The organism is Sphingorhabdus profundilacus (assembly GCF_009769755.1).
Taxonomy (GTDB): Bacteria; Pseudomonadota; Alphaproteobacteria; order Sphingomonadales; family Sphingomonadaceae; genus Sphingorhabdus_B; species Sphingorhabdus_B profundilacus.
Genome location: NZ_SDWJ01000001.1, coordinates 505931 through 530396, shown reverse-complemented (window position 1 = coordinate 530396; position 24466 = coordinate 505931). Strand labels below are relative to the sequence as shown.

The window sequence follows — 24466 nt, the reverse complement described above, 5'->3', positions numbered from 1 at the left end:
TGATGGAATCAAGCATTGCGGCGCCGAATGAGCTAAGCCGGTCACTCAAATCGCGCCATGTGTCGATGATCACATTTGGCGGCATTATCGGCGCGGGGCTGTTCGTAGGGTCATCCACCGCAATCAGCACGATCGGACCGGCAGCGGTGATCAGCTATGCCTTGGCCGGGTTTCTCGTGCTTCTCGTGATGCGGATGATTTCGGAAATGGCGATGGCCATGCCGGGGACCCAAACCTTCCCCGACTTCGCCCGGGCCGGCGTCGGCAATTGGGCCGGATTTCTGGTGGGTTGGCTCTATTGGTATTTCTGGGTCGTCGTGATTGCCATTGAAGCCATCGCAGGCGCGAAGATAATCAACAGCTGGTTCCCCATGCTGGAAGTCTGGGAGATTGGCGTCGTCCTGATGGCGATATTGACCGCAGTGAACCTGATGTCCGCCAAATCCTATGGCGAGTTTGAATTCTGGTTCGCCTCGACCAAGGTGGTGGCGATCATCGCCTTCATTCTGGCCGCCGCAGCCTATGCCACGGGCGTGACTTCTCCCGACGGCCCGACTTTCGGGAATTTGACCGAACATGGCGGATTTGCCCCAGCGGGCATCGCCGTCATCTTCGTCGGCGTATCGACCACCATCTTCTCCCTGTGCGGGGCCGAAATCGCGACACTCGCCGCTGCCGAATCCGAAGAGGGATCGAGCACGATTGCCCGCATGACCATATCGGTTTCCGTCCGCATCCTTATATTCTTCGTGCTGTCGATCCTGATGATCGTGTCCATCGTGCCATGGGACGAAATCGAAGTCGGCGTGTCGCCCTTTGCCCAGGCCCTGCGCGTCATGGGCTATCCCGCAGCGGACCTGATCATGAACAGCATCGTGCTGGTGGCGGTATTGTCCTGCCTGAATTCGGGCATCTACATCACCTCGCGCGCGATGTTCGGCCTCGCCAAAAATGGCGATGCACCGCAATCCTGTGTGCAGCTGAGCAAGGCCCGTGTCCCTGCCCGCGCCATATTGATCGCCAGCCTGTTCAGCTATTTCGCCCTGGCGGCATCCGTGCTGTCGCCGGACCGGGTGTTCAACTTTCTGGTCAATGCATCGGGTGCAATCATGCTGTTCATCTACCTGCTGATTGCATGGGCGCAGTTACGCCTGCGCGCGAAATATGAGGCGGAGGCGCCCGAACGTCTGAAAATCAAAATGTGGTTCCATCCCTTTGGCACATGGGGGGCCATCGCAGGTATGCTGGGCGTATTGGCCCTGATGGGCCTGTCGGCAACGCATTCGATTGAGCTGTGGACGAGCGTCCTTGTCAGCGCCGCATTTCTGGCGGCATATTGGATCAAGAGCCGGTTAAAATCCGGCACCCCTAATGCCTGAAAGCAGAGTAAAATTTTCCGGTCGCAACAATCTTTTCAATCGAGAAGCACAGCGCTTACAAGGCATAAGCGCAGCGAACCGGAGCCGGGAGTGAAGAGATGAAGTTGGAAAATGATCCCTTAGCCGCATTCTGGATGCCCTTCACGGCGAACCGGGCGTTCAAGGCAACCCCGCGGCAGCTAAAGTCTGCTAAGGATATGCATTATACCAGCGACGATGGCCGGCAGATCCTCGACGGCACCGCTGGACTTTGGGCCGTAAATGCAGGTCACTGCCGTGCGCCGATTGTGGAAGCGATCCAGAAGACCGCATCCGAGCTCGACTATGCCCCGCCCTTCCAACTGGGCCATCCGCTGGCGTTTGAACTGGCCTCGCGGCTGGCGACACTCATGCCCGAAGGGCTGGACCGGATATTCTTCACCAATAGCGGATCGGAATCGGTCGACACCGCGCTGAAAATCGCCCTCGCCTATCAACGCGCCATTGGCCAGGGCACTCGCACCCGCCTGATTGGCCGGGAGCGTGGCTATAATGGCGTCGGCTTTGGTGGCATTTCGGTCGGCGGCATCGTCAACAACCGGCGGCAGTTCGGAACGCTGCTGACCGGCGTCGACCATCTGCCGCACACCCACAATCTGGAGCATAATGCCTTTACCAAGGGGCGTCCCGAATGGGGCGGGCATCTGGCCGATAATCTGGAAGCCATTGTCGCGCTGCATGGGGCAGAAACCATCGCGGCTGTCATTGTCGAACCGATGGCGGGATCGACCGGCGTCCTCGTTCCGCCGATCGGTTATCTCGAAAAGCTGCGCGAAATCACCCGCAAGCATGGCATTGTCCTGATCTTCGATGAAGTCATCACCGCCTTTGGCCGCGTCGGCGGGGCGACCGCTTCGGGAACTTTAGGTGTGACGCCGGATATCATCACCATGGCCAAGGGCCTGACCAACGCGGCGGTCCCGATGGGTGCCGTCGCCGTCAGCCGCCATATCCATGACGGCGTGGTCGAAGGCGGTCCCGATGGCATTGAGCTGTTCCACGGCTACACCTATTCCGGCCACCCCCTTGCCGCCGCAGCCGGATTGGCAACACTGGATTTGTATAAATCCGAAGGCATTTTCGAACATGCGACGTCCCTGCATGGCTATTGGCAGGAGGCTGTGCACAGCCTGAAAGGCAAGCGCCATATCATCGACATCCGCAACATGGGTATCGTCGCCGCGATAGAATTGGCACCGCATTCCGGCGGCGTCGGCAAGCGTGGGATGCAGCTATTCCACAAATGCTTCGACAACGGCCTGCTGGTACGCGCAACCGGAGACATCATCGCCCTGTCGCCCCCACTCATCTTGGAAAAGCCGCATATCGACGAAATTGTCGGCCGGATCGCGGAGTTGGTGGAGACCGTGGATTAGGCTTTAGCGCGGGTATAAAAGCTACCGTCACTCTCTCCACTGATCGGGACAGATAAAAGTAGCAATTCCCTCTCACGCCCCGTCACCCTGAACTCGGTTCAGGGTCCATCGTGCAACTGCAACCATAGGGCATGACAAAATGCAACCGTGCGTCCCGGCTTGGCTTGTCACCGACGCAGCAGTATCGCACTGGTAAATTGACCCTGAAACAAGTTCAGGGTGACGGGTTTGTGTTAGAGAAAAGGGGAAAGTTTCACACGAAGACTATGAAGATTTTTAAGATGGCGGGCACGCAGAGTGCGCCGAGATCCGGACAGATAAAAGCAGCAATCCCCTCTCACGCCCCGTCACCCTGAACTTGGTTCAGGGTCCATCGCGCAACCGCAACCACAGGGTATAGGAAAACGCAACCATGCGTCCCCGCTTGGCTTGTCACCGACGCAGCAGTATCGCACTGGTAAATTGACCCTGAAACAAGTTCAGGGTGACGGGTTTGTGTTAGAGAAAAGGGGAAAGTTTCACACGAAGACTATGAAGATTTTTAAGAGGGCGGGCACGCAGAATGCGCCGAGATCGGGACAGATAAAAGTAGCAATTCCCTCTCACGCCCCGTCACCCTGAACTTGGTTCAGGGTCCATCGCGCAACCGCAACCATAGGGCATGACAAAATGCAACCGTGCGTCCCGGCTTGGCTTGTCACCGACGCAGCAGTATCAAACTAACAAATAGACCCTGAACCAAGTTCAGGGTGACGGGCTTGTGTTGGTGAAGAGGGGGAGTGGCCCCCTAACCTGCCCGCCCCCGATGCTTGGCCGCGATGGCGAACAACAGGCTGGAGAGCCACCACAATGTCGAAAGCAAGATCGTAAACACCCCGCCCCGGACATCGCTGCCCCAAATTCCGGCAAGCAGCCCGATGGCGCATTGTATGGTTCCGGCGGTGAGCATCGCGGCGGGGAGGACATTGCGGTGGAGGCTGGAGAACCAAGCGCCGAAAATCGCGATCAATAGGACAAGGCCGAACAGCAGGTTAACGCTATTGCCTTCATCGCCGATCATGCCGATGACGAGGCTTGACCAAAACACCAGCGACCCCGCGAGGATAGCAACAAACCCCCCCGCGCGGGAAAACGGGTTGTAGGTGAGAAGGATGGTCAGTTCCACCAAGGCGCCGGTGATCCCTATGATGGTGAAGGCAATGATGAAATCGGGTTCGGTCCAATGCACTTCGTGATTAAACTGCATCGCCACCAGCGGCGTCAGCAGCAACATGACCGCGCTGCCCCAGCCCAATATCCGCCAGACAGGTATGCGCCGCGGACCGGATCCGCCAAATCCAATATTGTTCATCAAATTTTTGCCCCATTTGTTGAAAATTTTTGCACCATTCGGTGATTGTCCGCAAAGCCTTGGCAGACTAGGGGGAAAGCGGCATGATGGGGCCATGAGCATTTGGTGAAAAATGGACGGGGCAAGCCTATATTTCGATGATTTCCGGCTGGATCCGGAAAATCGGCTACTGACGCGTGACGGGGCACCGATGGATCTGAGCGGTCGGTATCTCGACGCTTTGGCCCTGCTGGTCAGCGCGCCGGGGAAGCTGGTGTCCAAAGAGCGCTTTTTGGAAGAAGTTTGGCATGGCGTGCCGGTGACCGATGAGGCGCTGACCCAATGTATCAGGGCGCTGCGGCGGACATTGGGGGACGATGCCGCGCGGCCCCGGTTCATCGAGACTGTGCCCAAATATGGATATCGCTTCATCGCCGACGTATCGGTGGTCGGGCCGGAGGTGGCCGCGCCCGTTATGGCGCCCATGGCCGGGTCCGGGTCTGCACTTCTTGAAGCGCCGCCTTTGTACCCATTCGACTGGGCGCGCTATTGGCTGCTGGCTGGGGCGGGCGTCGTTGGCGGTGCTCTGGCCGGAGTGGTCGGCGGACTCTTCTACGGATTTGTCGCCGCCAGACAAAGTTCGCAGGCCGGAAGTTCCGTGGTGATCGTTATGGCGGCGCTGACTGTCCTGTTTTCAATAATCGGATCGGCGGGCATATGTCTCGGCCTTGCCGCAGTCGCGCAACGACGCGCTGGTTGGGCCGGCTATATGGCCGGTGGATCCGTTGGCGGCATGGTCATCGGCGGATCTGTCAAGCTGCTCGGGCTGGATGCATTCAGCCTGCTGTATGGAAGTGCGCCTGAAACCATGACCGGCGGAATGGAAGGTGTCGTCATCGGCGCGGCGGTCGGCTTGGGCCTTTGGTTTGCGCGCGACACTGGACCCGTGCGGCTGTGGCCAGCGGCGCTGATCGGCTTGATGATCGGGGTAGCAATCCCGGCGCTTGGCGGCAAGTTGATGGGCGGTAGTCTTATCGCGGTGGCACAGATGTTTCCGCAATCGCAATTTCGTCCTGACGAGATTGGCGCGCTAGTCGGCGAGAATGGTTTCGGCCCGGTCAGCGCGATGGCCTCGGGTGCGCTTGAAAGCCTGCTGTTTGTCGGGGGCGTGGTCTGGACCATGTCGCTCGCGCGGCGGCAAATGGACAGGAGAGGCGGTCCCCGTCCACGTTCTTGAAGAAACCATAGATGTGTTGAGCCTAGCTTTGTTACCTTCACGGTCGTGCGGCATTGAAATGTTGGATTGCTTCTGCCAATTTTGACCTGCCCTTTTTCTCTATGGAAAAGGCGGCGCTCTTTGACATTGGGAATAGCAAAATTCTGTAGGATATATTCTTGCAAAGAAGCACGAAAATCGATGCTTTCATGCGGCTTTCAGAATGCAGGTCGGGCGGAAAACATACTGTTTTCCGCTTTTTGAAAAGGCGTGTGCAAGCTTCAGCCGAATTAACAAAGTCCAGATCATCCCCTGATCAAGACTGCCCTTCTTTTCAAACGCAACTGGAATGCGGCCACAGCTTTCAAGGCCGAGAATGGGGACCTAAAAGACCAAAACAATCTTTCCCACATGGCGCTTCGTCAAAAACGCCTCCTGCGCTGCGGCGATGTCGGTGATGGGATAGGTGGCGGCGACCAGCGGTTTGATTTCACCGCGTTCGATGTAGCCGATCAGATTGGGAAACACCTCGGGTTCCAGCACCGTGCAGCCAAAGAGACGGAGGTCTTTCAGATACAGCGTCCGCAAGTCAAGATCGACCACCGGACCGGAGATCGCGCCTGACACGCCATAACGCCCGCCGCGTTTTAGGCTGTTCAATATAGGCCCGAACTGTCCGCCGCCGACGATATCGACGGCAGCGTCAAAATATTCGGGGCCGAACAGCGATTCCAGATCGGCATCGCGCGGGACGACCTGGCTGGCACCAAGGGCGCGCACCGTCTCCGCCTTTGCGTCGGCGGCCATGGCCGTCACGTCGGCACCGCGGCGCTTTGCAAGCTGGACTGCGGCGGAACCGACGCCACCGGATGCCCCCGTAACCAGCACGCGTTCGCCCGCCTGCACCCCGATGCGGGTCAGGATATTTTCCGCGGTGGCATAGGCGCAGGGAAAGCTTGCAAGCTCCACATCAGAGCAAGCGGATTCGATGCGGTGGGCGTGAACGGAGGGAACACTGGCATATTCGGCAAAGCCGCCGTCTACTTCGGAACCGAAATAGCGGATGTCGAAACGGCTGCTGCCGCGAAAGACCGGTTCGACCAGCACCCGCTGGCCGATGCGGGCCGGATCAACGCCTTTGCCGACGGCGACAATATGGCCGCAGGCATCCGCGCCCTGAATACGAGGAAAAGTGAATGCAGCGCCCGACCAGCCATCGTCGCCAGCGCCGTCGATGCCGGTTTCGGCACCCGCATCGGTTGCCTCTGCAACTGCCTTTGAATACCAGCCGATCCGGGTGTTTATGTCGGTATTGTTCACGGCCGCTGCGCCAATGCGGATTAGGACATCCTCCGGGCCAGGATGCGGCACGGGCACATCGGTTCGCCATTCAAGCTTGTCATAGCCACCATAGCCGGTGAGCAAAACCGCGCCCATGACTGCAGGTATCGTCACTCCGCGCGCTCAAGACCAAACTGGTGCAGATACCATTTCTGGAATTTGATGACGCTGCCCTCCTGATCGGAATAGCGTCCGGGCCGGTAACGGGTGGACATTATGCCTGCCTGATTGTTTTCGGTGATGACCTTATCCTGCGTCGTGGTGGCGTGATAGCCCCAGATCATCTTTTCGATGTCCACCTCGTCTTCAGTGGCATTGCCATCCACGATCCAGATCATTTCAACATCGGTTTCCAACGCACCACGCGGCGTAAACTGGAAAAGGATCGCGAAATGATCGTCTGCGACTATTTGGCTGAAGGGGCTGAAGCTGAGATGCATCCGGCCGCCATCAGGCTTGTCGCGTTTGCCCATCAACGGCGCAGGCGGCGACCCGTCCTGCGTTTCGGATGACCAACCTTCCTTGTTCATCCGTTGCATCAACAGGCGGAGGTGGCTGCTGTCGGGGGCATCGTCGATGTTGCCGATGGGGCGACCTGCCGCAGATGCCTGTTCTTCCCACACCTGCAATTTGGGGGCGAAGCTGGCAATTGCATCGGCAGGACCGGAGCTTGGCCCTGCCCCAACCGCCACGATCGATTCCGCCGCGTGCATCGAACAAAATTCGGGGTGGGATGGAACGCAATGATAGCATTCGAAAAAATTCTCGACGACCAGCTTCCAGTTGGCAGTGGTCGGGTAGCTTCCAGCGTGCGCGATCCGGGCATTATCAAAGCCGTGATAGTCGAGGATCGGGCCCATATCGCCAAAGGTTGCGTCAAAATCGACGGGCTCGTCTTCGCTCATGTTGATAAAGATCAGCCCATGAAAAACGCGGATATGGCAAGCAAACAGGCTGTTTTCCGCCTTGTCGAAGTCTTCTGGCATCAGCCGCGCAGAAATGAGCCTACCATCGAGGCCGAACGTCCATGCGTGATAGGGGCAAACCAGACGCGGCGCATTGCCGCTTTCAGCTTGGCAAATCGTCGAGCCCCGGTGACGACAGACGTTGAAAAAAGCGCGGACGCTATCGGCATTTTCACGGATGACGATGATCTGTTCGGTGCCCACACGGAACAGGAAATAATCGCCCTTGTTCGGTATGCGCGAGACATGTCCGGCCAGCAACCATTTCTGGCTGATAATAGCATCCATGTCGGCCTTGAACACCGCATCGCTGGCATAGAATTCCTGATCGAAACTATATCCCACCCGGGTATTTGCGGCGAGCCGGTGCATCAGTTGGTTTTGCGTTTCGGTCATCAGATTTTTATCCGTGCGTTGCTGGGGTCATAAAGAGGTTTGAGCGAGGCCAGGGCGGGGTAACGCACACCGGCAATCTCGATTTCAAAATCGTCGGCGCCAATTGGACCGACCACGCCGTCATCTGCGGCGGTAATGTACCCAAGTCCGCAAGCGCCGCCCAAACCATGGGCATACATGCCGGACCGGATGTAACCGGCGATCCGGTCGCCCTGCCAGATCGGTTCATTGTGATAAAGCATCGGCTCCGGCGATTTCAGCAGGAATTGGACGAGCCGTTGTTTCAGGCCTTCTTCCTTCTGGCGAAGCAAGGCATCGCGTCCGATAAAACCACCCGCCTTGTCCATTTTGACGGCAAAGCCCAGCCCTGCTTCAAGCGGCGTGTCTTCATCGGTGATATCATGCCCCCAATGGCGATACGCCTTTTCCATACGCAGCGCATTGAGCGCGTGGTAACCGCAATGCTTCAATCCGAAGGCTTCGCCTGCCGCGACGATTTCATCATACACTCCGGTCATGAATTCAGTCGGAATATACAACTCCCAACCGAGTTCGCCGACATAGGTGATCCGCGAAGCCCGCACGATTGCATAACCAAGTTCGATTTCCTGCGATGTCGCAAAAGGAAATGCTTCGTGGCCCAGATCATTGGGGCAAACCGACTGGAGCAAGGCGCGCGCATTGGGGCCCATGATGGAAATAACCCCCATGGCCGAGGAAATATTGGTCAGCACGGCATGGGCGTCGTCGGGAATATGCCGTTTCAGCCAGTTGAAATCCTTCACCTCTGTTTCGGCGCCCGTGACGATCAAATAGGCGGTGTCTGACAGGCGCGTAACCGTCAAATCTGCTTCGATGCCGCCCTTTTCGTTCAGCCACTGGGTATAGACCAGGCGTCCCGGTGCGACGTCAACATCATTGGCGCAGACCCGGTTCAGTACGGACATCGCGTCACGGCCTTCAAGGCGGAATTTCGCGAAAGAGCTCTGGTCGAACAGCCCGACTGCTTCACGCACCGCTTTGCATTCGGCGGCGTTGGCGTCGAACCAGTTTTGGCGGCCATAGCTATACTCATAACTGGGGCTGCCGCCCGGTTCGCCATACCAGTTGGGCCTTTCCCAGCCAAAGGCCTCACCATGGCAAGCGCCGGCAGCTACAAGCCGGTCATGGATTGCAGACCGGCGTACGCCCCGCGCGGTTTCATATTGCTTGAAGGGATAATGTGTTGCGTAGAGTAGCCCGAGACTTTCAGTGACCCGTTCGCGCAGATATTTGCGGTTGATCTGGAAAGGCATGTTCCGGCGGATATCCACGGTCCATAGGTCCGCAGGAGGGATGCCGTCGCGGATCCAGTCCGCCATCACCTTGCCGACACCGCCGGCGGATTGCAGGCCGATCGAATTCAGACCCGCCGCAACAAAGCAGCCCCTCAACTCCGCGCTTTCGCCCAGATGGTACCGGACATCGGGGGTGAAGCTCTCAGGACCACAGAAGAATTTCTGGATCCCGGCTTTTTCCAACGCAGGCACGCGGCGCATCGCGTCCATCAACAGCGGTTCAAAATGTTCAAAGCTGCCTGCGATTTCGTCGAAGCAGAAGTCTTCGGAAATGCCGTCCATTCCCCAAGGCCGGGCATTGGGTTCAAAGGCCCCGACCAGAAGCTTTCCCGCGTCATATTTATAATAGCCGCAATAATCATAGTCGCGCAAAACGGGCAGTGTGGAGTCTATCCCTTCGACCCCTTCGAACAGCACATAATAATGCTCGCACGCATGCAGCGGTGCGGCCACCCCGACGCTGGCGGCCAGATCGCGGGTCCACATGCCACCGCAAATGACAACAAAGTCTGCATCAATTGATCCATCGTCCGTATCGACTCCCGTCACCCGCTCGCAATTGTGCCGGATTTTCGTGACCTTGGTGTTTTCGAAAATGCGTGCACCGCCTGTGCGTGCACCCTTGGCCAAGGCCTGTGTTATATCGACCGCATTGGCATAGCCATCGCTGGGAATATGGATGCCGCCGACGACATCGTCGACATTTACGATATGGGCGAGGTCTTTGATTTCTTGCGGTGTGACCACATGAACCGGCAAGTCGAACACCTTCGCCATGGAGGCGCTTCGCTTCAATTCCTCAAAGCGCTCTGCATTTGTCGCCATGGAGATTGAACCGCACTGGCGATAGCCGGTCGCCTGCCCGGTTTCCGCTTCCAAGCCACGATAGAGTTCGCCGGTATATTTTGCGAGCTTCGTCATATTGATCGACGGCCTGAGCTGTCCGACAAGTCCCGCAGCATGCCATGTCGTTCCGCTGGTCAATTGCTTGCGTTCGAGCAGGACTACATCGTCCCAGCCGATTTTGGTCAAGTGATAGGCAATCGAACAGCCGATGACGCCGCCACCGATAATGACGACCCGCGCGTTTTTGGGAAGTTCAGCCACGCCTTAAACCTTCATTTTCGCATTGTCGGGGTCGTAGGCGGGATGCTCCAGCACCGTCGCCGAGCGGCGCTCGCCCTGCAGATAGATGTCGAACGTCGAGCCTGGCGTTGCATGCTCCAAAGGAACACAGGCGAAGAACAGGCTCTTTCCGACGCGGTGGCCATAGCCCCCTGACGTCGTTAATCCTATGCAGTCGTCGCCAATCAAACAGGGTTCGGCACCGCGCACATCCACGTTGCTGGCATCAACCGCGCCATAGACGATACGGAACCTGTCAGGCGCATCCAACGTCGCTTGCTTACCAACAAAATCATCCTTTTTGAAGTTGATGAACCTGGGCATGTCGGCCTCGATCATTGTAAGCTCATTGGTCAGTTCGCTGCCCCAAGCCTTGTAGCCCTTTTCCATCCGCATCGTATTGGCGGCGTAAAGGCCGTAGTTGACGATCCCGAACTCTTGCCCCGCCGCCCACACTGCATCGTACAGTGCAGCGAGATTATTCATCGCGGGATGTAATTCCCAACCGAGCTCGCCCGCATAAGATACCCGCAGCGCGCGCATCTTCATGCCCGCGATGGTTAAATCCTGCCCGCTCAGCCAGCGGAAACCCTCATTGCTCAGGTCTGCATCCGTTAGCTTTGCCAGCACATCCCTAGAATGCGGGCCGTTCAGAACCAACACGCCGAAGTCCATGGTCAAGTTGCGAACGGTCACATCCTCATCCGGCAATTTGCTCTGAGTCAGAAAATCCCAGTCCCGCTGCTCGGCTGCGGCCGCAGACAGGCAATAAAAATGATCATCGGCAAAGCGCGTCACCGTCATTTCGCCATAGATACGGCCCTGACGTGACAAGGGGTGGACAAGCCCTATGCCGCCCTGCTTCTTCGGCATGCGGTTGGCGCAAATGCGGTTCAGAAATGCTTCGGCATCCGGTCCGGTCACATCATATTTGGCAAAGCCCGACAGGTCGAGCACACCAACCCGTTCCATGACGGCCTTTACCTCGCCCGCGACCATTTCAAAACTATTGGTGCGCTCATATCCGCCCTGTTCCGGGGCACCGTCGAGTGCAAAATATTTCGGCCGTTCCCACCCGTAGGTTTCGCCATATACAGCGCCCGCGGCCTTTAGCGGTTCGTACAGTGGACTTGTTTTGCACGGACGGCCATCCGGCTCTTCTTCGCCCGGCAAGCGGGTCGTAAAGGTCATCCGATAGTCAAGAAAGACCTTGTCGCGGCTATAATCCTCATCCGCAAACGCGCCGTAACGCCGCGGATCAAATTCGGTCATGTTTATGTCGGCATCACCATAGACCATCCACTGCGCCAGATATTTGCCGGACCCGCCACCCTGCGCGATGCCAAATGAAGTGCCGCAGCATTGCCAAAAATTCTTCAACCCGGCGGCAGGTCCGAGCAACGGGCCGCCATCGGGCGTATGTGGAATCGCGCCATTGACGATCCGCCGGATTCCAACCTCTCCAAAAACGGGCATCCGTTCGATGGCGCGCTCCAACCATTTGGAGATGCGGTCCAGATCGTCAATGAACAATTCGCTGGTCGATTCCCATTCCGGTTGCCCCTTGGGCGCCCACGCTTCGGCAAGTCCAATATTTTCGTAAACGCCAATCAAGCCGCTCTTCTGCTCCTGCCGGAAATAGCCCGAAACATAGGGGCAGCGCATAACCGGAATTTCCTCGTCCCGTTCCAGAAAGGCCGGAATGGGATCGGTGACAATATAGTGATGTTCCATATTGGTGACGGGAATGTCGATTCCAGCCATTTGCGCCACTTGGCGGGCATAGCATCCCGCCGCGTTGACTACGATCTCGGCACGCACAACGCCTTTTTCAGTCGACACATCCCACTCACCCGATGGCAATTGGGTCAATCCGGTAACGCGGTTCTTACGAACAATTTTCGCGCCCATATTTTTGGCACCAATGGCCAAGGCATTGCAAATACCCGACGGGTCGGCATGGCCATCGCTGGTTGTACGCGCGCCTGCGATGACACCGTCGGTTGTCAGAAAAGGATTTATCCGGCGGATTTCCTCGGGATCAATAATCTCCATGTCGAACCCGACGATTTTGGAAAAGCCATGGATATATTTGAACCACGCGAGCTCGCGCTCATTGGTCGCAAGACGAATGCCGCCGGACTTGTGCCAGCTGACATATTGGCCGGTGATTCCCTCAAGACGCGGATAGAGATCATTACTGTATGCATGTATCTTGGCGAGATTGAAGCTGCCGGTAATGCTAGGGCATTGCCCGGCGGCGTGCCATGTCGAACCTGAAGTCAGTTCGTCTTTTTCGATTAGCAAACAATCTGTCCAACCAAGTTCTGCAAGATGATAGAGCAATGACGCCCCCATTATGCCGCCGCCGATGATGACAACCCGGGCCGATGTTTGCATGAGAGACCATATCCTTAAGGCTTTAATCGACCCGAACTCTAGGCCCTGTTTAAGGTCAGGCACAAATGGGGAATATGACGGGATCGGTTAAAAAAATTTTTGGATCAATTTTTCACGCACCTGTAAGGAAATACCGCGTGATAATAGGATGGGGATTGCAGGATATGAAAGTTGCCCTGGTGACTGGCGCCGCGCAAGGCGTGGGTTTTGCAACTGCCAAATTGCTTGCGGAAACGGGCCACCACGTCGTAATGACCGACTTGCAAGATATTGAGGTGCAGGCAAACTCTTTGATAGCATCGGGCGGGAAAGTTTCCGCACTTTCAGGTGACATTTCATCCGAATCCTTTGTTATTGAATTGGCCCGAAAAATTGCTGCGGAACATGAGGCTGCGGACATTTTGGTCAACAATGCTGGTATCAGTTTAATCCAAAGTGCCGAAGATACTACGATCGAACAATGGCAAAGGGTAATGGGCATTAACTTGACCGGTCCCTTTTTGCTGTGCCGCGAAATGGGCAGGCAAATGTTGGCGCGCGGGCGCGGAAACATTGTTAATGTGGCTTCAATAGCTGGCTTGCATGGCATAATCGACCGCTCAGCATATAATGCATCAAAACATGGATTGATCGGACTAACCCGGACACTTGCCGCAGAATGGGGTGGTCGCGGCGTGCGGGTTAACGCTGTTTGTCCAGGCTGGATCAAAACCGAGATGGACGCGGCTGACCAGGGCTCAGGCGCATATTCCGACGATGATATTGTGAACAGGGTCCCAATGGCACGCTTTGCCAAACCAGAAGATGTAGCCAAGGCTATCGCGTTCCTCGCGCAGGAAGACAGTTTTATCAACGGTGTAACCCTGCCCGTGGACGGGGGGTGGATCGCGGACGCAAGCTGGGAAACGCTTCGGTTGGAATCAAGGTGACTGCGTAACAAACTAGACGATTTTTTGTCTTTTATTATATGGCCTTATCCTAGGTGATGAGCGCATGCATAGGATATCGTCACAGCAGAGTCACAGATGGTGGTCATGATCAGATTTGTTAAAGCTCCGTCCCCATGCTAAAGCGAATCTCGATGACATCTATTTCGATTTCGATACCCAAGGCCGAGCCGCAGGCTTATCTTCTTTGCGCAGTGCGGGTCTTGTGGATTGCGCTTCCATTGTTGGTTTTGTTGCCTTTACATCTGGTGTGGCACACATTGAAGATACCTTCACCTTGGGCAATGTTGTTTCTTCGGATTGCTGCGCGCGCTTTGGGTGCAAGGGTGACGGTTTATGGAAAACCGCTTCGTAAAGATGTGTTTTTTGTTGCCAACCATTTGTCATGGCATGATATTCCTATTTTGGCAGGCATAACCGGAACAGCATTCGTCGCGCAGGATGGTGTGCGCGATTGGCCTATCATCGGCTGGCTGGCCCGCCTAAACCGCACAATTTTTGTTAGCCGCACCGACAAGCAAAATGTGGCGGAGCAGGTTGCAGAGTTACGCGAAGCCATTGCCGAAAACTGGTCAGTTACGCTGTTCCCTGAAGGCACAACTTCCGATGGCAGGCAATTATTGCCTTTCAAACAATCCTTGTTTGCAACCTTGGCACCGCCCCCCAAACCGATGATGATCCAGCCAGTGATAATAGATTTTGGCAGCGCAGCCGCAGATATTGCATGGTTAGGTGAAGAAACGGGGTGGGAAAGCGCCTGGCGTGCCTTTACCCGCCCGGGCAGTTATGAGGTCGGGGTCCATTTCCTCGAAACCTTTAACCCTGGTGAACTCGCCGATCGCAAGGTGGTTTGCGCCCTTGCGCGGTCCCGGATGGCAGCCGCTTTATCGGGAACATTGGGCTATACCGTTTCCTGATGAGAGCTTAATCGCACGTCGAACGTTGTCGATGGTCACTCGCAAAATAATTCATCCAATAAGCCAAATTTTTCAATTGTAGCGGCGCGGGTGCGGCGCTCTAACTTTCACATATTTTGATGGCGAAGGTTTAACAGGGCGTAATCATGAAAATCGGTTTTATCGGTCTTGGCAATGTTGGCGGAAAACTTGCGGGCAGCCTGATACGCAACGGACATGATGTGACGGTTCGCGATCTCGATGACACTTTGGTCGCGGAATATGTTAGTCGCGGTGCAAAGTCGGCGGCATCGCCAAAAGCGTTGGGTGAAGCTGTCGACCTGATTATCACATGCCTGCCGTCGCCCGCAGCAAGTGCAGCAGTTGCCGAAGGTCTGGATGGTTTCCTGCAAATCATGCGGCCGGGGCAAGTGTGGCTTGAAATGAGCACAACGGACCATAGCGAGATTATTCGTTTGGGCGCTCTTGTCGAAGCGCGCGGTGCCATGTTTATGGAATGCCCGGTTTCCGGTGGATGCCATCGCGCCGACACTGGCAACATAGCCATTTTCGCCGGCGGACCCCGTGCCGCCTTCGAATTTGTCCTGCCTGTTTTGACCACGATGGGAAGGCGCATTTTGCATACCGGCGATTTGGGAACGGCATCGCAATTGAAAGTGATGACCAATTATTTATGCACCGTCCATCTGGTTGCATTGGCCGAGGCGTTGACAACGTGCAAAGCGATTGGGCTCGACATGAACACAACTTATGAGGCCATCCGCATTTCGTCAGGCAACAGCTTCGTCCACGAAACCGAAAGCCAGGTTATATTGAACGGTAGCCGCGACATCAATTTTACGATGGATTTGGTGAGCAAGGATGTCGGGCTATTCGATAAGATCGCTCATGATGCGAAAGTACCGGTTGAGTTATCGCCGTTAATCGTGAAAATCTTCAAGGAAGGTGAAGCCGCTTATGGTTCGCGGGAATTTTCACCCAATATCATCCGCCGATATGAAGAGCCCTTGGGTATCAAGGTTCTAGGGACAGGATTTCCCGCCGATATGGTCGACGACGAACCCGAAGAACCGGGCTATGAAGTGGTTCCAAAGCGTTAGGGCCTAGACCTGGCCCTAAGACCGGCCTTCCTCGACATTCTTTGTCACCCAATCCATAAAGGTACGTATCCGAAGATTCTCCTTCATATCTGCGCGACAGATTAGCCCCCAAGCACCCGGACAAACGGCCTTATGCGAAACCGGTTGGACCAATCGCCCTGCGACAATATCCTGTTCTACAAACGGTCCGTTGACCAGAGCAATGCCCTCACCATTCAACGCCATTTCAAGTGCGACCGCGAGCGTATCAACCATTAAATAGGGCACAGAAGGTTCAAAATTCACTCCCGCCGAAACAAACCACGTCTCCCAATTCTGTACCTCGGTGTAAATCGCCACAAGGGGCTTGGTCATTAGGTCGTGCGCCGTTGGATGAACTCCCAGCGTTGCCGCAACCGTAGGACTGCACACCGGGAACAAGGCATATTCATAAAGCGGCACCCAATGATATTTGGCGGAATCAGGCTCGCTCGCGCAATAGACAAGACCGACATCGGCATGCACATCATCAAATTCCCACTCAACCGCGCAAGTATTCAGCGTGAGTTTGATTTCAGGGTGATCTGCCAAAAATTGGGGAACACGCTTTGCCAACCAGCGTATAGATGCCGTCACATAGGTTTGAACACGCAAAGGTTTACCCAGAGCATTGCGATGAACTTCTTCGACGCCTTCAAGCAAGGATTCGAACGCAGCACGGACATAAGGATACAGAACCCGCCCCTCTTCGGTCGAAACGATATGACGGCCTTCCTGAGCAAATAAGCTGACACCCAAGGCATCTTCAATCAATTGCACCTGATGGCTAACCGCTGGATGGGTAAGGCACAGTTCATCGGCAGCGTCGCGAATGCTTTGATGGCGGGTCGCAGCTTCGAAACCTTTAAGGGCCTTCAACGGCGGCAATTGTCGAAGATCAATCTTTGGGTGCAACGTCGTTCCCTCCCCGGATTCGCGCTCGGCTCTATCGATAGCATGGCGGGAAAGGACTGGTAAATAAATTTAACGCATCATTTTGCGTCTTCCAAAACCATGGCAGCGCCCTTTTCTGCCACCATGACAGTAGGCGCATTGGTGTTACCTGACGTAATGGTGGGAAATACCGAAGCATCAATTACACGCAATCCTTCGACGCGATGGACCTTGAGACGGGCATCGACAACCGATGCTGCCGGGTCACTGCCCATCATGCACGTGCTGGTTGGGTGATACACGGTGTCGGCGCGCGCGCGAAAATCGGCGAGCAACGCTTCGTCACCTTCTATCGTCGGCCCGGGGATCAGTTCTTCCGTGATAATGTCAGCCAGCGGACGTGTTCGGACAAGCTGCCGAAGCAAGCGATTGCCCGCCAGAACATCATCGATATCAGCCTGTGTCGCAAGATAATTGGGGTGGATGACCGGATATGCCTTCGGATCCGCACATGCCAGTTCGATATGCCCTCGGCTGGTCGGGCGACAAGGATTGTGTGATAACAAAAAGGCAGAAAATGGATCGGGGTTGAGCAGTTTGCGTTCCGACAAAGGGGTTTTGGTATAGCTGACCGGGCTGAAATAGAGTTGCAGATTTGGATGCAACTTGGTTGCATCACTTCGAACAAATCCTCCACTTTGATTGACGCTAAGGGACAATGGCCCGGCACGATCCGCCATATATCTAAGGCCCGCCCTTATTTTGCCAAGCATGGGATGCAACACGTCATTCAGGGTCGCGGTCCGAACCTTGTAGAAGTAAGACACCGCAATATGGTCCTGCAAATTGCGCCCTACCCCTTTGGCGTCGACCACTGGGTCGATGCCAGATTTTTGCAATTGGCCTGCATCCCCGACCCCTGAAAGCATAAGCAATTGCGGAGAATTTATTGCACCGCCCGACAAGATAACTTCGCGCCGCGCTTTTGCGATACGGTCGGCACCCTTGTGCGAATAGGCGACGCCAACGGCGCGTTTTCCTTCGAACAAAATGCGTTGGGCATGGGCATGGGTCCGCAACGCCAATGACTTGCGTTTCCGGGCCGGGTGCAAAAACGCATTGGCCGTTGATGCGCGCCAACCGCCCCTAGTGTTTATCTGATAATAGCCAACGCCTTCAGGTCTGGCACCGTTAAAATCGCTGCTCGCGGGAAAGCCCAGTGCCTGTGCGGTTTCAACAAAGCTGTGGCAAACCGGATGAACATGGGACGAAATGTCAGTTACATGTTGCGGTCCACCACGCCCATGATGCGCGCTATGCCAGTCAAAATCCTCGGACTTTTTGAAAAATGGCAGAACATCGTCCCAGCCCCATCCAACATTGCCGAGCGCTTTCCAGTCATCGAAATCCCTGGGTTGCCCACGTACATACACCATTGCGTTGATCGAACCGGAACCGCCAATGACTTTACCGCGTGGCCAATAGCTGCGCCGCCCGCCCAGAGATTCGACTGGTTCGGTGTCATACATCCAGTTGATCCGGCGATCAAAAAATGTGCGGCCATAGCCAATCGGCATCTGTATCCAGATTGACAGGTCACTGCCTCCTGCTTCGAGCAGAAGCACGCTGTACTTGCCGTTTTCGGTCAGGCGGTTCGCCAACACACAACCAGCCGTGCCAGCGCCGACGATGATGAAGTCGAATTCTTCAGTCACGGGACGGGATGCTGCGTCATTTCGAGGTGCAGCATATTCCCGCTATAGGGGTGTGCCCGCGCAACTTCTTCGTTCAACTCAACTCCAAGCCCCGGTTCTGACGAGGGAATGACATGACCTTCCTCAAATCGGATCGGGGATTTCAATATTGCGCTGTGAAATCCGCCCCAGGTTTCGATGCTTTCAAGTATCAGGAAATTGGGTGAGCAAGTCGCAATCTGGATATTCGCCGCACCTACAATCGGGCCGCAATATAGATGCGGTGCGATCTGTACATGGTCGATCTCGGCCATTGAGGCAATTTTCTTCGCCTCCAATATGCCGCCAACTCGTCCTAGATTCATTTGCAGAATGGAGGCGGCCCCGGCGCGAAGAAGGCGTGCAAAGTCATATTTTGTCGTCAACCGTTCGCCAGTTGCAATTGGTATAGACGTCGCCCGCGCCACTTTCGCCATTTCTTCGGGTGCATCTGGCGGAACAGGCTCTTCCAACCAGAGCGGGTCTGATGGCTCCAGCCTTTTGGCTAGACGGATCGCGCCAGCAGCGGTCATTTGTCCATGCGTGCCAAAGAGCAGGTCAGCCTTCATACCCACTGCGTCACGCAACTTGCGCGCAAAGCGTTCGCACAAATCGAGTGCCTCGAGCGACAGTTGGCGGCCATCAAAGGCTGAATAGGGTCCGGCTGGGTCAAATTTAAGGGCGGTGAAGCCTAGGTCCAGATATTCCGCCGCCCGCGTCGCTGCAAGATCGGGGTCATGATAGACGTCGCTTTTGTCACCGGGGCGCGGATAGATATAGGTATAGGCGCGCAACCGTTCGTGGACCTGTCCGCCCAACAATTTGTAAACAGGCTTGCCAGCTTCCTTGCCGATTATGTCCCAACACGCCATTTCCAGCGCGGACAATACACCCATGAGCGTGAGGTCCGGATGCTGGGTAAAGCCGCTGGAATAAACCCGTCGCCACATGTTTTCGATATCGTGGGGATCGTTCCCCGCGACGTAGCGCGCGAATACATCCTCTATCATCCGGGCCACCAGATGCGGTTCAAACGGTACGCAATAGGCTTCGCCCACACCCGAAACGCCGCTGTCGGTTGTCAGTTTGACGAACACAAAATAGCGCCCACCAAAATGTGGTGGTGGATTGCCGACCACAAAGGTTTCAATATCAGCTAGTTTCATTTCGCGTAAAAACCGTTGATGACTTTGACTTCAAGAAAATCACGCAAGCCAAATTCGCCATATTCGCGGCCATTGCCCGACTGTTTATAGCCACCGAAGGGCGCCATATAATCTTGCCCCGCACCATTGACGCTCACCCCGCCAGCCCGCATCAGACGTGCAACGCGGCGTGCGCGTTGTAAGTCGCCGGTCTGGACATAGGCTGCCAACCCATAAGGGGAGTCGTTCGCAATCGCGACGGCGTCAGCTTCATCTTTGAATGGAATCATGACCAGCACCGGACCAAACACTTCTTCTTGGGCAATCGCCATTTTATTGTGCACACCGGCAAAGACCGTCGGCTTCACATAATAGCCCCGGTTAAAACCATCAGCGCGACCAGTGCCACCCGCGATCAACTGTGCGCCTTCATCGATACCAATCTGGATCAGGCCTTGAATTTTTTCAAAATGGGCTTTGCTGACGACGGGGCCGAAATGGGGGCCCTTTTCCATCGGATCGCCAAGTTTCGCAGCGGCCGCAACTTTTGTAGCGATCGCCACTGCCTCGTCATAAACCGTTTCTTCAACCAACATCCGTGTGGGCGCATTACATGACTGCCCCGCATTTTCGAAACAATGGAGCACGCCGCGGCGAACCGCTGCCTCCAAATCCGCATCCGCAAATACAATATTCGCAGATTTTCCGCCCAGTTCCTGAGAGACGCGCTTGACCGTATCCGCTGCAGATTTGGCGATCTGAATCCCGGCGCGGGTTGAACCGGTAAAGGATATCATGTCGACTTCCGGATGGCTGGTCAGCGCATTTCCGATCGCAGGACCTGTGCCATGCACCATATTGAATACACCTTTGGGAAAACCGGCCTCATCGATAAACTCGGCAAAAAGCTGTGCGGAGAGCGGTGCGATTTCGCTTGGCTTCAATATCATGGTGCAACCGGCGACCAATGCGGGGCCGATTTTAGTCGCCAGTTGGTTTACTGGCCAATTCCAGGGTGTAATCAAAACGCAAACGCCAATTGGTTCGTGCACGATCAGTCCGTCTGCGCCGACTTTACGCTCCCATTCCATGTCGCGCGCGGCAGTTACCGTCGCACGTAAATGCCCCGGCCCGCACTCCGCCTGCGAATTGAACGACAGGTCATAAGGCGCACCCATCTCGGTCGAAATGGCTGTGACCATTTCGTCATAACGCCGTTCAAAAATCGCAATCAGCTTTTCAACCAGCGCAATGCGGTCGTCGAGTGGCATGGCTGCATAACCATCAAATGCCGCCCGCGCTGCCTGCACCGCCTTATCGACATCATCATGGCCACAAACCGCCACGATGGCACAGATTTCCTCTGTCGCCGGATTGATCGCAGTGACTGTTTCAGTCGATGTGGCGGGAAGTACCCATTCGCCATTGATATAGGATTTAAGCGGGGCCTTAGACATATCCAATTGCTCTTTTCTGATCTTCGATAATGTACTTTTCAGCACGCCAATAATGCCAGGCCGCCCATAAACCGGTGGGTGCAAGGATAAGCTGGGCGAGGCGCAACGAATCTGCATTGCCGCCACCGGTAGCGTCAAAAAAGTCGCTCAATCCGCCAACGATAGAAGGCGCTACAATCAAGTTGAGCACATTGGCGATCAACAAAGATATTGCAACAGCCATCGCCCGCATTTTTGGCGCTGCCAAATTCTGGCAAAGTGCGAATGCCGGACCGATGTAAAAGTAAATTGCAGGAATGAATAGCCACCACATAATCTGTGCAAGCCACAGGTCGCGCGTATAATAAGCTACAAAGGAAGGGACCGTGGCCAGCGCCGTTACAACTGCAAGAAGCCGAGCGATCTTGCGCGGATCAGTAAAGGAAGGACGAGCCACCACCCACGCCGTCAACAATGACGCGCCAATGCCGGCGATCAGGTAGATCCAGCCGAGCATACCGCCGGCCTGACCTTCATCCATTCCATAAGTTCTTTGCAGGAATAAAGGGGTGAACCACATCAGCCCCCATCCCCAGAATGCAGACAGTCCGCTGCCGGTCATTGCGTGTACCGCCGATTTTTGCGACCATAGAAATTTGAGGGTTTCGATAACGGTCGGTGCTTGATCTTCTTTAACCGCGTCAAGGCGGCCACGCTTGGGTTCCTTGATAGTTATCATGATAATCAAAGCTAAAATGATACCGGGAACACCCAATACCAAGAAAGCTGCGCGCCAGCCGTGAAGCGTCGATACAAAACCCGCAATATCGGAACCCAGCCATGCCCCGATGGGTGCACCCAGCGCGAACACGGTCATGGCCATGGAACGACGGTCGGCGGGGAAATAATCGGCAATGATGGAATTGCAAGCAGGTGTGCCGCCGGCTTCGCCTATTCCAACACCCACACGTGCCAACAACAAATCGAAGTAACCCCGTGTATAGCCTGTTATCGCAGTCATGAATGACCAAACGGCAATCGATGCCGCCAACAGATTGCGGCGGTTGGTGCGGTCACAAAGCCAAGAAAGCGGAATACCCATCCCGACATAAAAGAGGGCCAGAGGCAGACCAAGCCAGGCTGTTTCCGTGTCGCTTAACTTCAATTCCTTACTGATCGGACCGAGCAGGGTAGAAAGAACATAGCGGTCGGCAATGCTGATCGTATAAACCAACATCATGATAATCAGAACATACCAACGCTGCCCCAATGTGGAAACCTGATCGGCATTGACCGGCGCGGTCGGTGCATTACTCGCCATATTCATTCCCCCTCAGGTTGCAGCCAGTTCCGGCCCTAAATTTACGCGTAGCGGATCAAGATAAGCGCTGAAATGCTCCCATTGATCGACGCCACTTTTGAAAATCGGTTGTCGCACCTGTTCCGAACTGGCCGTTCTAACGGCGCGCTCGGTCTGGTGGAAATTAATACACGCATCTTCAAAGGGCAGTTCGCAATAATCGAGCAAGCGGCGAACCTGTGTCTCCAAATCGGCCACTACGTCTTCATATCGTACCCGCAATATCTTGCCCGGCATCACCGCATCCCAATGATCCATCAATGCGACATAGTCCTTGTAATATTCACCTATTTCTTCAAGACCATAAGTGAATTCCTGCCCTTCGGCAAACAACTGTTTGAACCCGGAAAAGCAGCATCCCATTGCCCCACGGCGCGCATCAATGATTTTCGCATTGGGCAGGATCATATGGATGAGGCCAATGTGACGGAAATTATTGGGCATTTTATCGATAAAATAAGGCGTCCCCTTTTTGCGATAGACCTGCGTATCACGGATAAATTCTTCACCAAAGCGAAGCACATCCTCAGGCGCCAAACTCCCCAAATTTCCGGGATATTCAGGTTCGTCACCCACGCTGCGGCTACGATCGAGCCGATAGGCAAGTGCAAAAACATTGGGAAGTTCCATCGTTCCTTCTACTTGACTGTGCGAGGCAAGTATCTGTTCCAGCAATGTGGAGCCTGCACGGGGTAGCCCAACGATAAATATCGGGGCAGCATCTGGGCAACCCGCGCCTTCAAATTGGTGCAACAAGTCCGATGTCACTTCAGTACGCTGCAACCGCATTTCATTCGACAAGCGCTTGGGGTCATATCTAAGCTCCTCGCGCTTCAGGCGATTGCCCCGTTCATAATATGCGAAAGAATCCTGATATTCGCCGCGATCCTCCAATGCCTTTCCCAAAGCGAAGCAAAGATGGTACCGATCATCCAACGCCGTCATCGGCGACGCTTCACGCTCGCGCATTTGACGGATTTCATTGTCATCAAACCGGTAGGTTTTGAGATTTGCGAGGCTCCAATAGGCGTCTCCGCAGTCGGGCTTTGCCTGATAGGCACGGCGGTAGGCCGTAATGGCATCGTCTTGACGCCCTACAGTTTTCAATGCGTGACCATAAGTCAGGTTGATGCCGGGATTATTCGGCATTGAACCCAATAATGCTTCATAGACCAACATGGCTTGATCGAAATTGCCAACCGCCAAATTTTCGTTGGCATAGAGCATTTCAAATTCGGGATTGCCCGGTTCCTTATCCCGCAACTCTGATGCTTCCATCAGCGACTGTTCGAATTTCTGGCGCTTTCGCAGGACTTTGACATAGTCAAAATGGGCACTGACATTGTCAGGTTCCAAAACTTTGCAGGATTCCAGCAAGAACTCCGCTTCATCATAAGCGTTGAACTTCATCCCGATTTCCGCAAGCAGTCGCATCGCCTCAATATGATGGCCATTTTTCTGGAGGAAAGCGCGGCAAAGCTGCTCTGCCTTGTAAATCCGGCCTTCCTGAACAAAGCTCGCGACGCTGAGCAATTCGGGGGGTAATTGTGACAAATGGGTGAACTGTGCGTGGGCAAAATCGGCCGGAGCCGTCCGTTCGGCGGCGCCATGTAATTCGCTCAGCAAGCGCCAGCTTGCAACCAGTGCGCCATTATGGGTAACCGCGCGCTGATAGGCCGCAATGGCTTCTTCGGTGCGACCACTGTCGCGCAAACAATGGCCGCGCTCCTGCCAGCCACGTCCATAGCTGGGATCCAGCGCAATGAGAGTATCAAGGGTATCGAGCGCGTCAGGAATCCGCCTTTGCATTCGCCGTGTAACGGCCAAGGTATAAAGGGCATCAATATTGTCAGGCGCCGCGTCGAGTAACTGCGCGCAGACGGCGGCAGCGTCGACCAGTCGGGCATTTTGCAGATGCGTTCTCGCCTCTCGCAATAAGGCGTCGATGGTTTCAGGCGAGATTTGCGCCAGCAATGTCACACGAACTCCTGTGTTGTGACGAACAGTTGCGC

The 24466-nt window shown here is 55.2% G+C and carries 17 protein-coding genes; 6 read left to right on the top strand and 11 right to left on the bottom strand.

Going from position 1 to position 24466, the window contains the following annotated elements; genetic code table 11:
- Nucleotides 1-2 precede the first annotated feature (2 nt).
- Both EUU23_RS02475 and aptA read left to right on the top strand, forming a co-directional pair.
- Entirely contained in the window at nt 3-1379 is a 1377-nt protein-coding gene (locus tag EUU23_RS02475; protein ID WP_160352536.1) for an amino acid permease, read from the top strand.
- A gap of 98 nt (nt 1380-1477) precedes the next feature.
- Nucleotides 1478-2794 (top strand): omega-aminotransferase AptA, encoded by a 1317-nt coding sequence (aptA, locus tag EUU23_RS02470; RefSeq protein ID WP_160352535.1) that lies wholly within the window; start codon nt 1478-1480, stop codon nt 2792-2794.
- 787 nt (nt 2795-3581) lie between these two features.
- On the opposite strand, the gene EUU23_RS02465 is transcribed toward aptA, so the two are convergent.
- A complete protein-coding gene (locus EUU23_RS02465; RefSeq protein ID WP_160352534.1) occupies nt 3582-4145 on the bottom strand; it encodes a hypothetical protein in 564 nt (187 codons plus the stop codon).
- Between the two features lie 112 nt (nt 4146-4257).
- On the opposite strand from EUU23_RS02465, the gene EUU23_RS02460 reads away from it, so the two are divergent.
- Entirely contained in the window at nt 4258-5361 is a 1104-nt protein-coding gene (locus tag EUU23_RS02460; protein WP_160352533.1) for a winged helix-turn-helix domain-containing protein, read from the top strand.
- 363 nt (nt 5362-5724) lie between these two features.
- Here EUU23_RS02460 and EUU23_RS02455 read toward each other — a convergent pair whose 3' ends face one another.
- The 4 genes from EUU23_RS02455 to EUU23_RS02440 are packed head-to-tail and all read right to left on the bottom strand — an operon-like array spanning nt 5725 to nt 12904.
- Nucleotides 5725-6795: a zinc-binding dehydrogenase gene (locus EUU23_RS02455; protein WP_160352532.1), complete on the bottom strand. Its 1071-nt coding sequence runs from the start codon at nt 6793-6795 to the stop codon at nt 5725-5727.
- The gene (locus EUU23_RS02450; RefSeq protein WP_160352531.1) at nt 6792-8042 is read right to left on the bottom strand and encodes an aromatic ring-hydroxylating oxygenase subunit alpha; all 1251 of its coding nucleotides are present in this window, start codon (nt 8040-8042) and stop codon (nt 6792-6794) included. The genes EUU23_RS02455 and EUU23_RS02450 overlap by 4 nt, the downstream gene beginning before the upstream one ends.
- A complete protein-coding gene (locus EUU23_RS02445) occupies nt 8042-10486 on the bottom strand; it encodes an FAD-dependent oxidoreductase (RefSeq protein ID WP_160352530.1) in 2445 nt (814 codons plus the stop codon). The genes EUU23_RS02450 and EUU23_RS02445 overlap by 1 nt, the downstream gene beginning before the upstream one ends.
- A gap of 3 nt (nt 10487-10489) precedes the next feature.
- Complete coding sequence (locus tag EUU23_RS02440) at nt 10490-12904, bottom strand: FAD-dependent oxidoreductase (RefSeq protein ID WP_160352529.1); 2415 nt, start codon at nt 12902-12904, stop codon at nt 10490-10492.
- 164 nt (nt 12905-13068) lie between these two features.
- Between EUU23_RS02440 and EUU23_RS02435 the strand changes: the two genes are divergently transcribed.
- The 3 genes from EUU23_RS02435 to EUU23_RS02425 all read left to right on the top strand — a co-directional run bounded on the left by EUU23_RS02435 (nt 13069) and on the right by EUU23_RS02425 (nt 15868).
- Nucleotides 13069-13833 carry an SDR family NAD(P)-dependent oxidoreductase gene (locus tag EUU23_RS02435; RefSeq protein WP_160352528.1) on the top strand — a complete coding sequence of 255 codons (765 nt, stop codon included), beginning with the start codon at nt 13069-13071 and terminating at the stop codon, nt 13831-13833.
- A 134-nt stretch (nt 13834-13967) separates the two neighbouring features.
- On the top strand, nt 13968-14768 hold the full coding sequence (locus tag EUU23_RS02430; protein WP_246156038.1) for a lysophospholipid acyltransferase family protein: 801 nt from the start codon (nt 13968-13970) through the stop codon (nt 14766-14768).
- A gap of 146 nt (nt 14769-14914) precedes the next feature.
- Nucleotides 14915-15868, top strand: a complete 954-nt coding sequence (locus EUU23_RS02425; RefSeq protein ID WP_160352527.1) for an NAD(P)-dependent oxidoreductase — start codon at nt 14915-14917, stop codon at nt 15866-15868.
- 15 nt (nt 15869-15883) lie between these two features.
- On the opposite strand, the gene EUU23_RS02420 is transcribed toward EUU23_RS02425, so the two are convergent.
- From EUU23_RS02420 to EUU23_RS02395, 6 genes are all read right to left on the bottom strand, one after another.
- Nucleotides 15884-16765, bottom strand: a complete 882-nt coding sequence (locus tag EUU23_RS02420; protein ID WP_218939485.1) for a LysR substrate-binding domain-containing protein — start codon at nt 16763-16765, stop codon at nt 15884-15886.
- Nucleotides 16766-16878: 113 nt separating this feature from the next.
- Entirely contained in the window at nt 16879-18495 is a 1617-nt protein-coding gene (locus tag EUU23_RS14325) for a GMC family oxidoreductase N-terminal domain-containing protein (RefSeq protein ID WP_160352525.1), read from the bottom strand.
- A complete protein-coding gene (locus tag EUU23_RS02410; protein WP_160352524.1) occupies nt 18492-19679 on the bottom strand; it encodes a mandelate racemase/muconate lactonizing enzyme family protein in 1188 nt (395 codons plus the stop codon). The genes EUU23_RS14325 and EUU23_RS02410 overlap by 4 nt, the downstream gene beginning before the upstream one ends.
- A complete protein-coding gene (locus tag EUU23_RS02405; RefSeq protein WP_160352523.1) occupies nt 19676-21115 on the bottom strand; it encodes an aldehyde dehydrogenase family protein in 1440 nt (479 codons plus the stop codon). The genes EUU23_RS02410 and EUU23_RS02405 overlap by 4 nt, the downstream gene beginning before the upstream one ends.
- Nucleotides 21108-22415, bottom strand: a complete 1308-nt coding sequence (locus tag EUU23_RS02400; RefSeq protein WP_160352522.1) for a spinster family MFS transporter — start codon at nt 22413-22415, stop codon at nt 21108-21110. Before EUU23_RS02400 ends, EUU23_RS02405 begins: the two co-directional genes overlap by 8 nt.
- A 12-nt stretch (nt 22416-22427) precedes the next feature.
- Entirely contained in the window at nt 22428-24434 is a 2007-nt protein-coding gene (locus EUU23_RS02395) for a sulfotransferase (RefSeq protein WP_160352521.1), read from the bottom strand.
- Between the last annotated feature and the right edge of the window lie 32 nt (nt 24435-24466).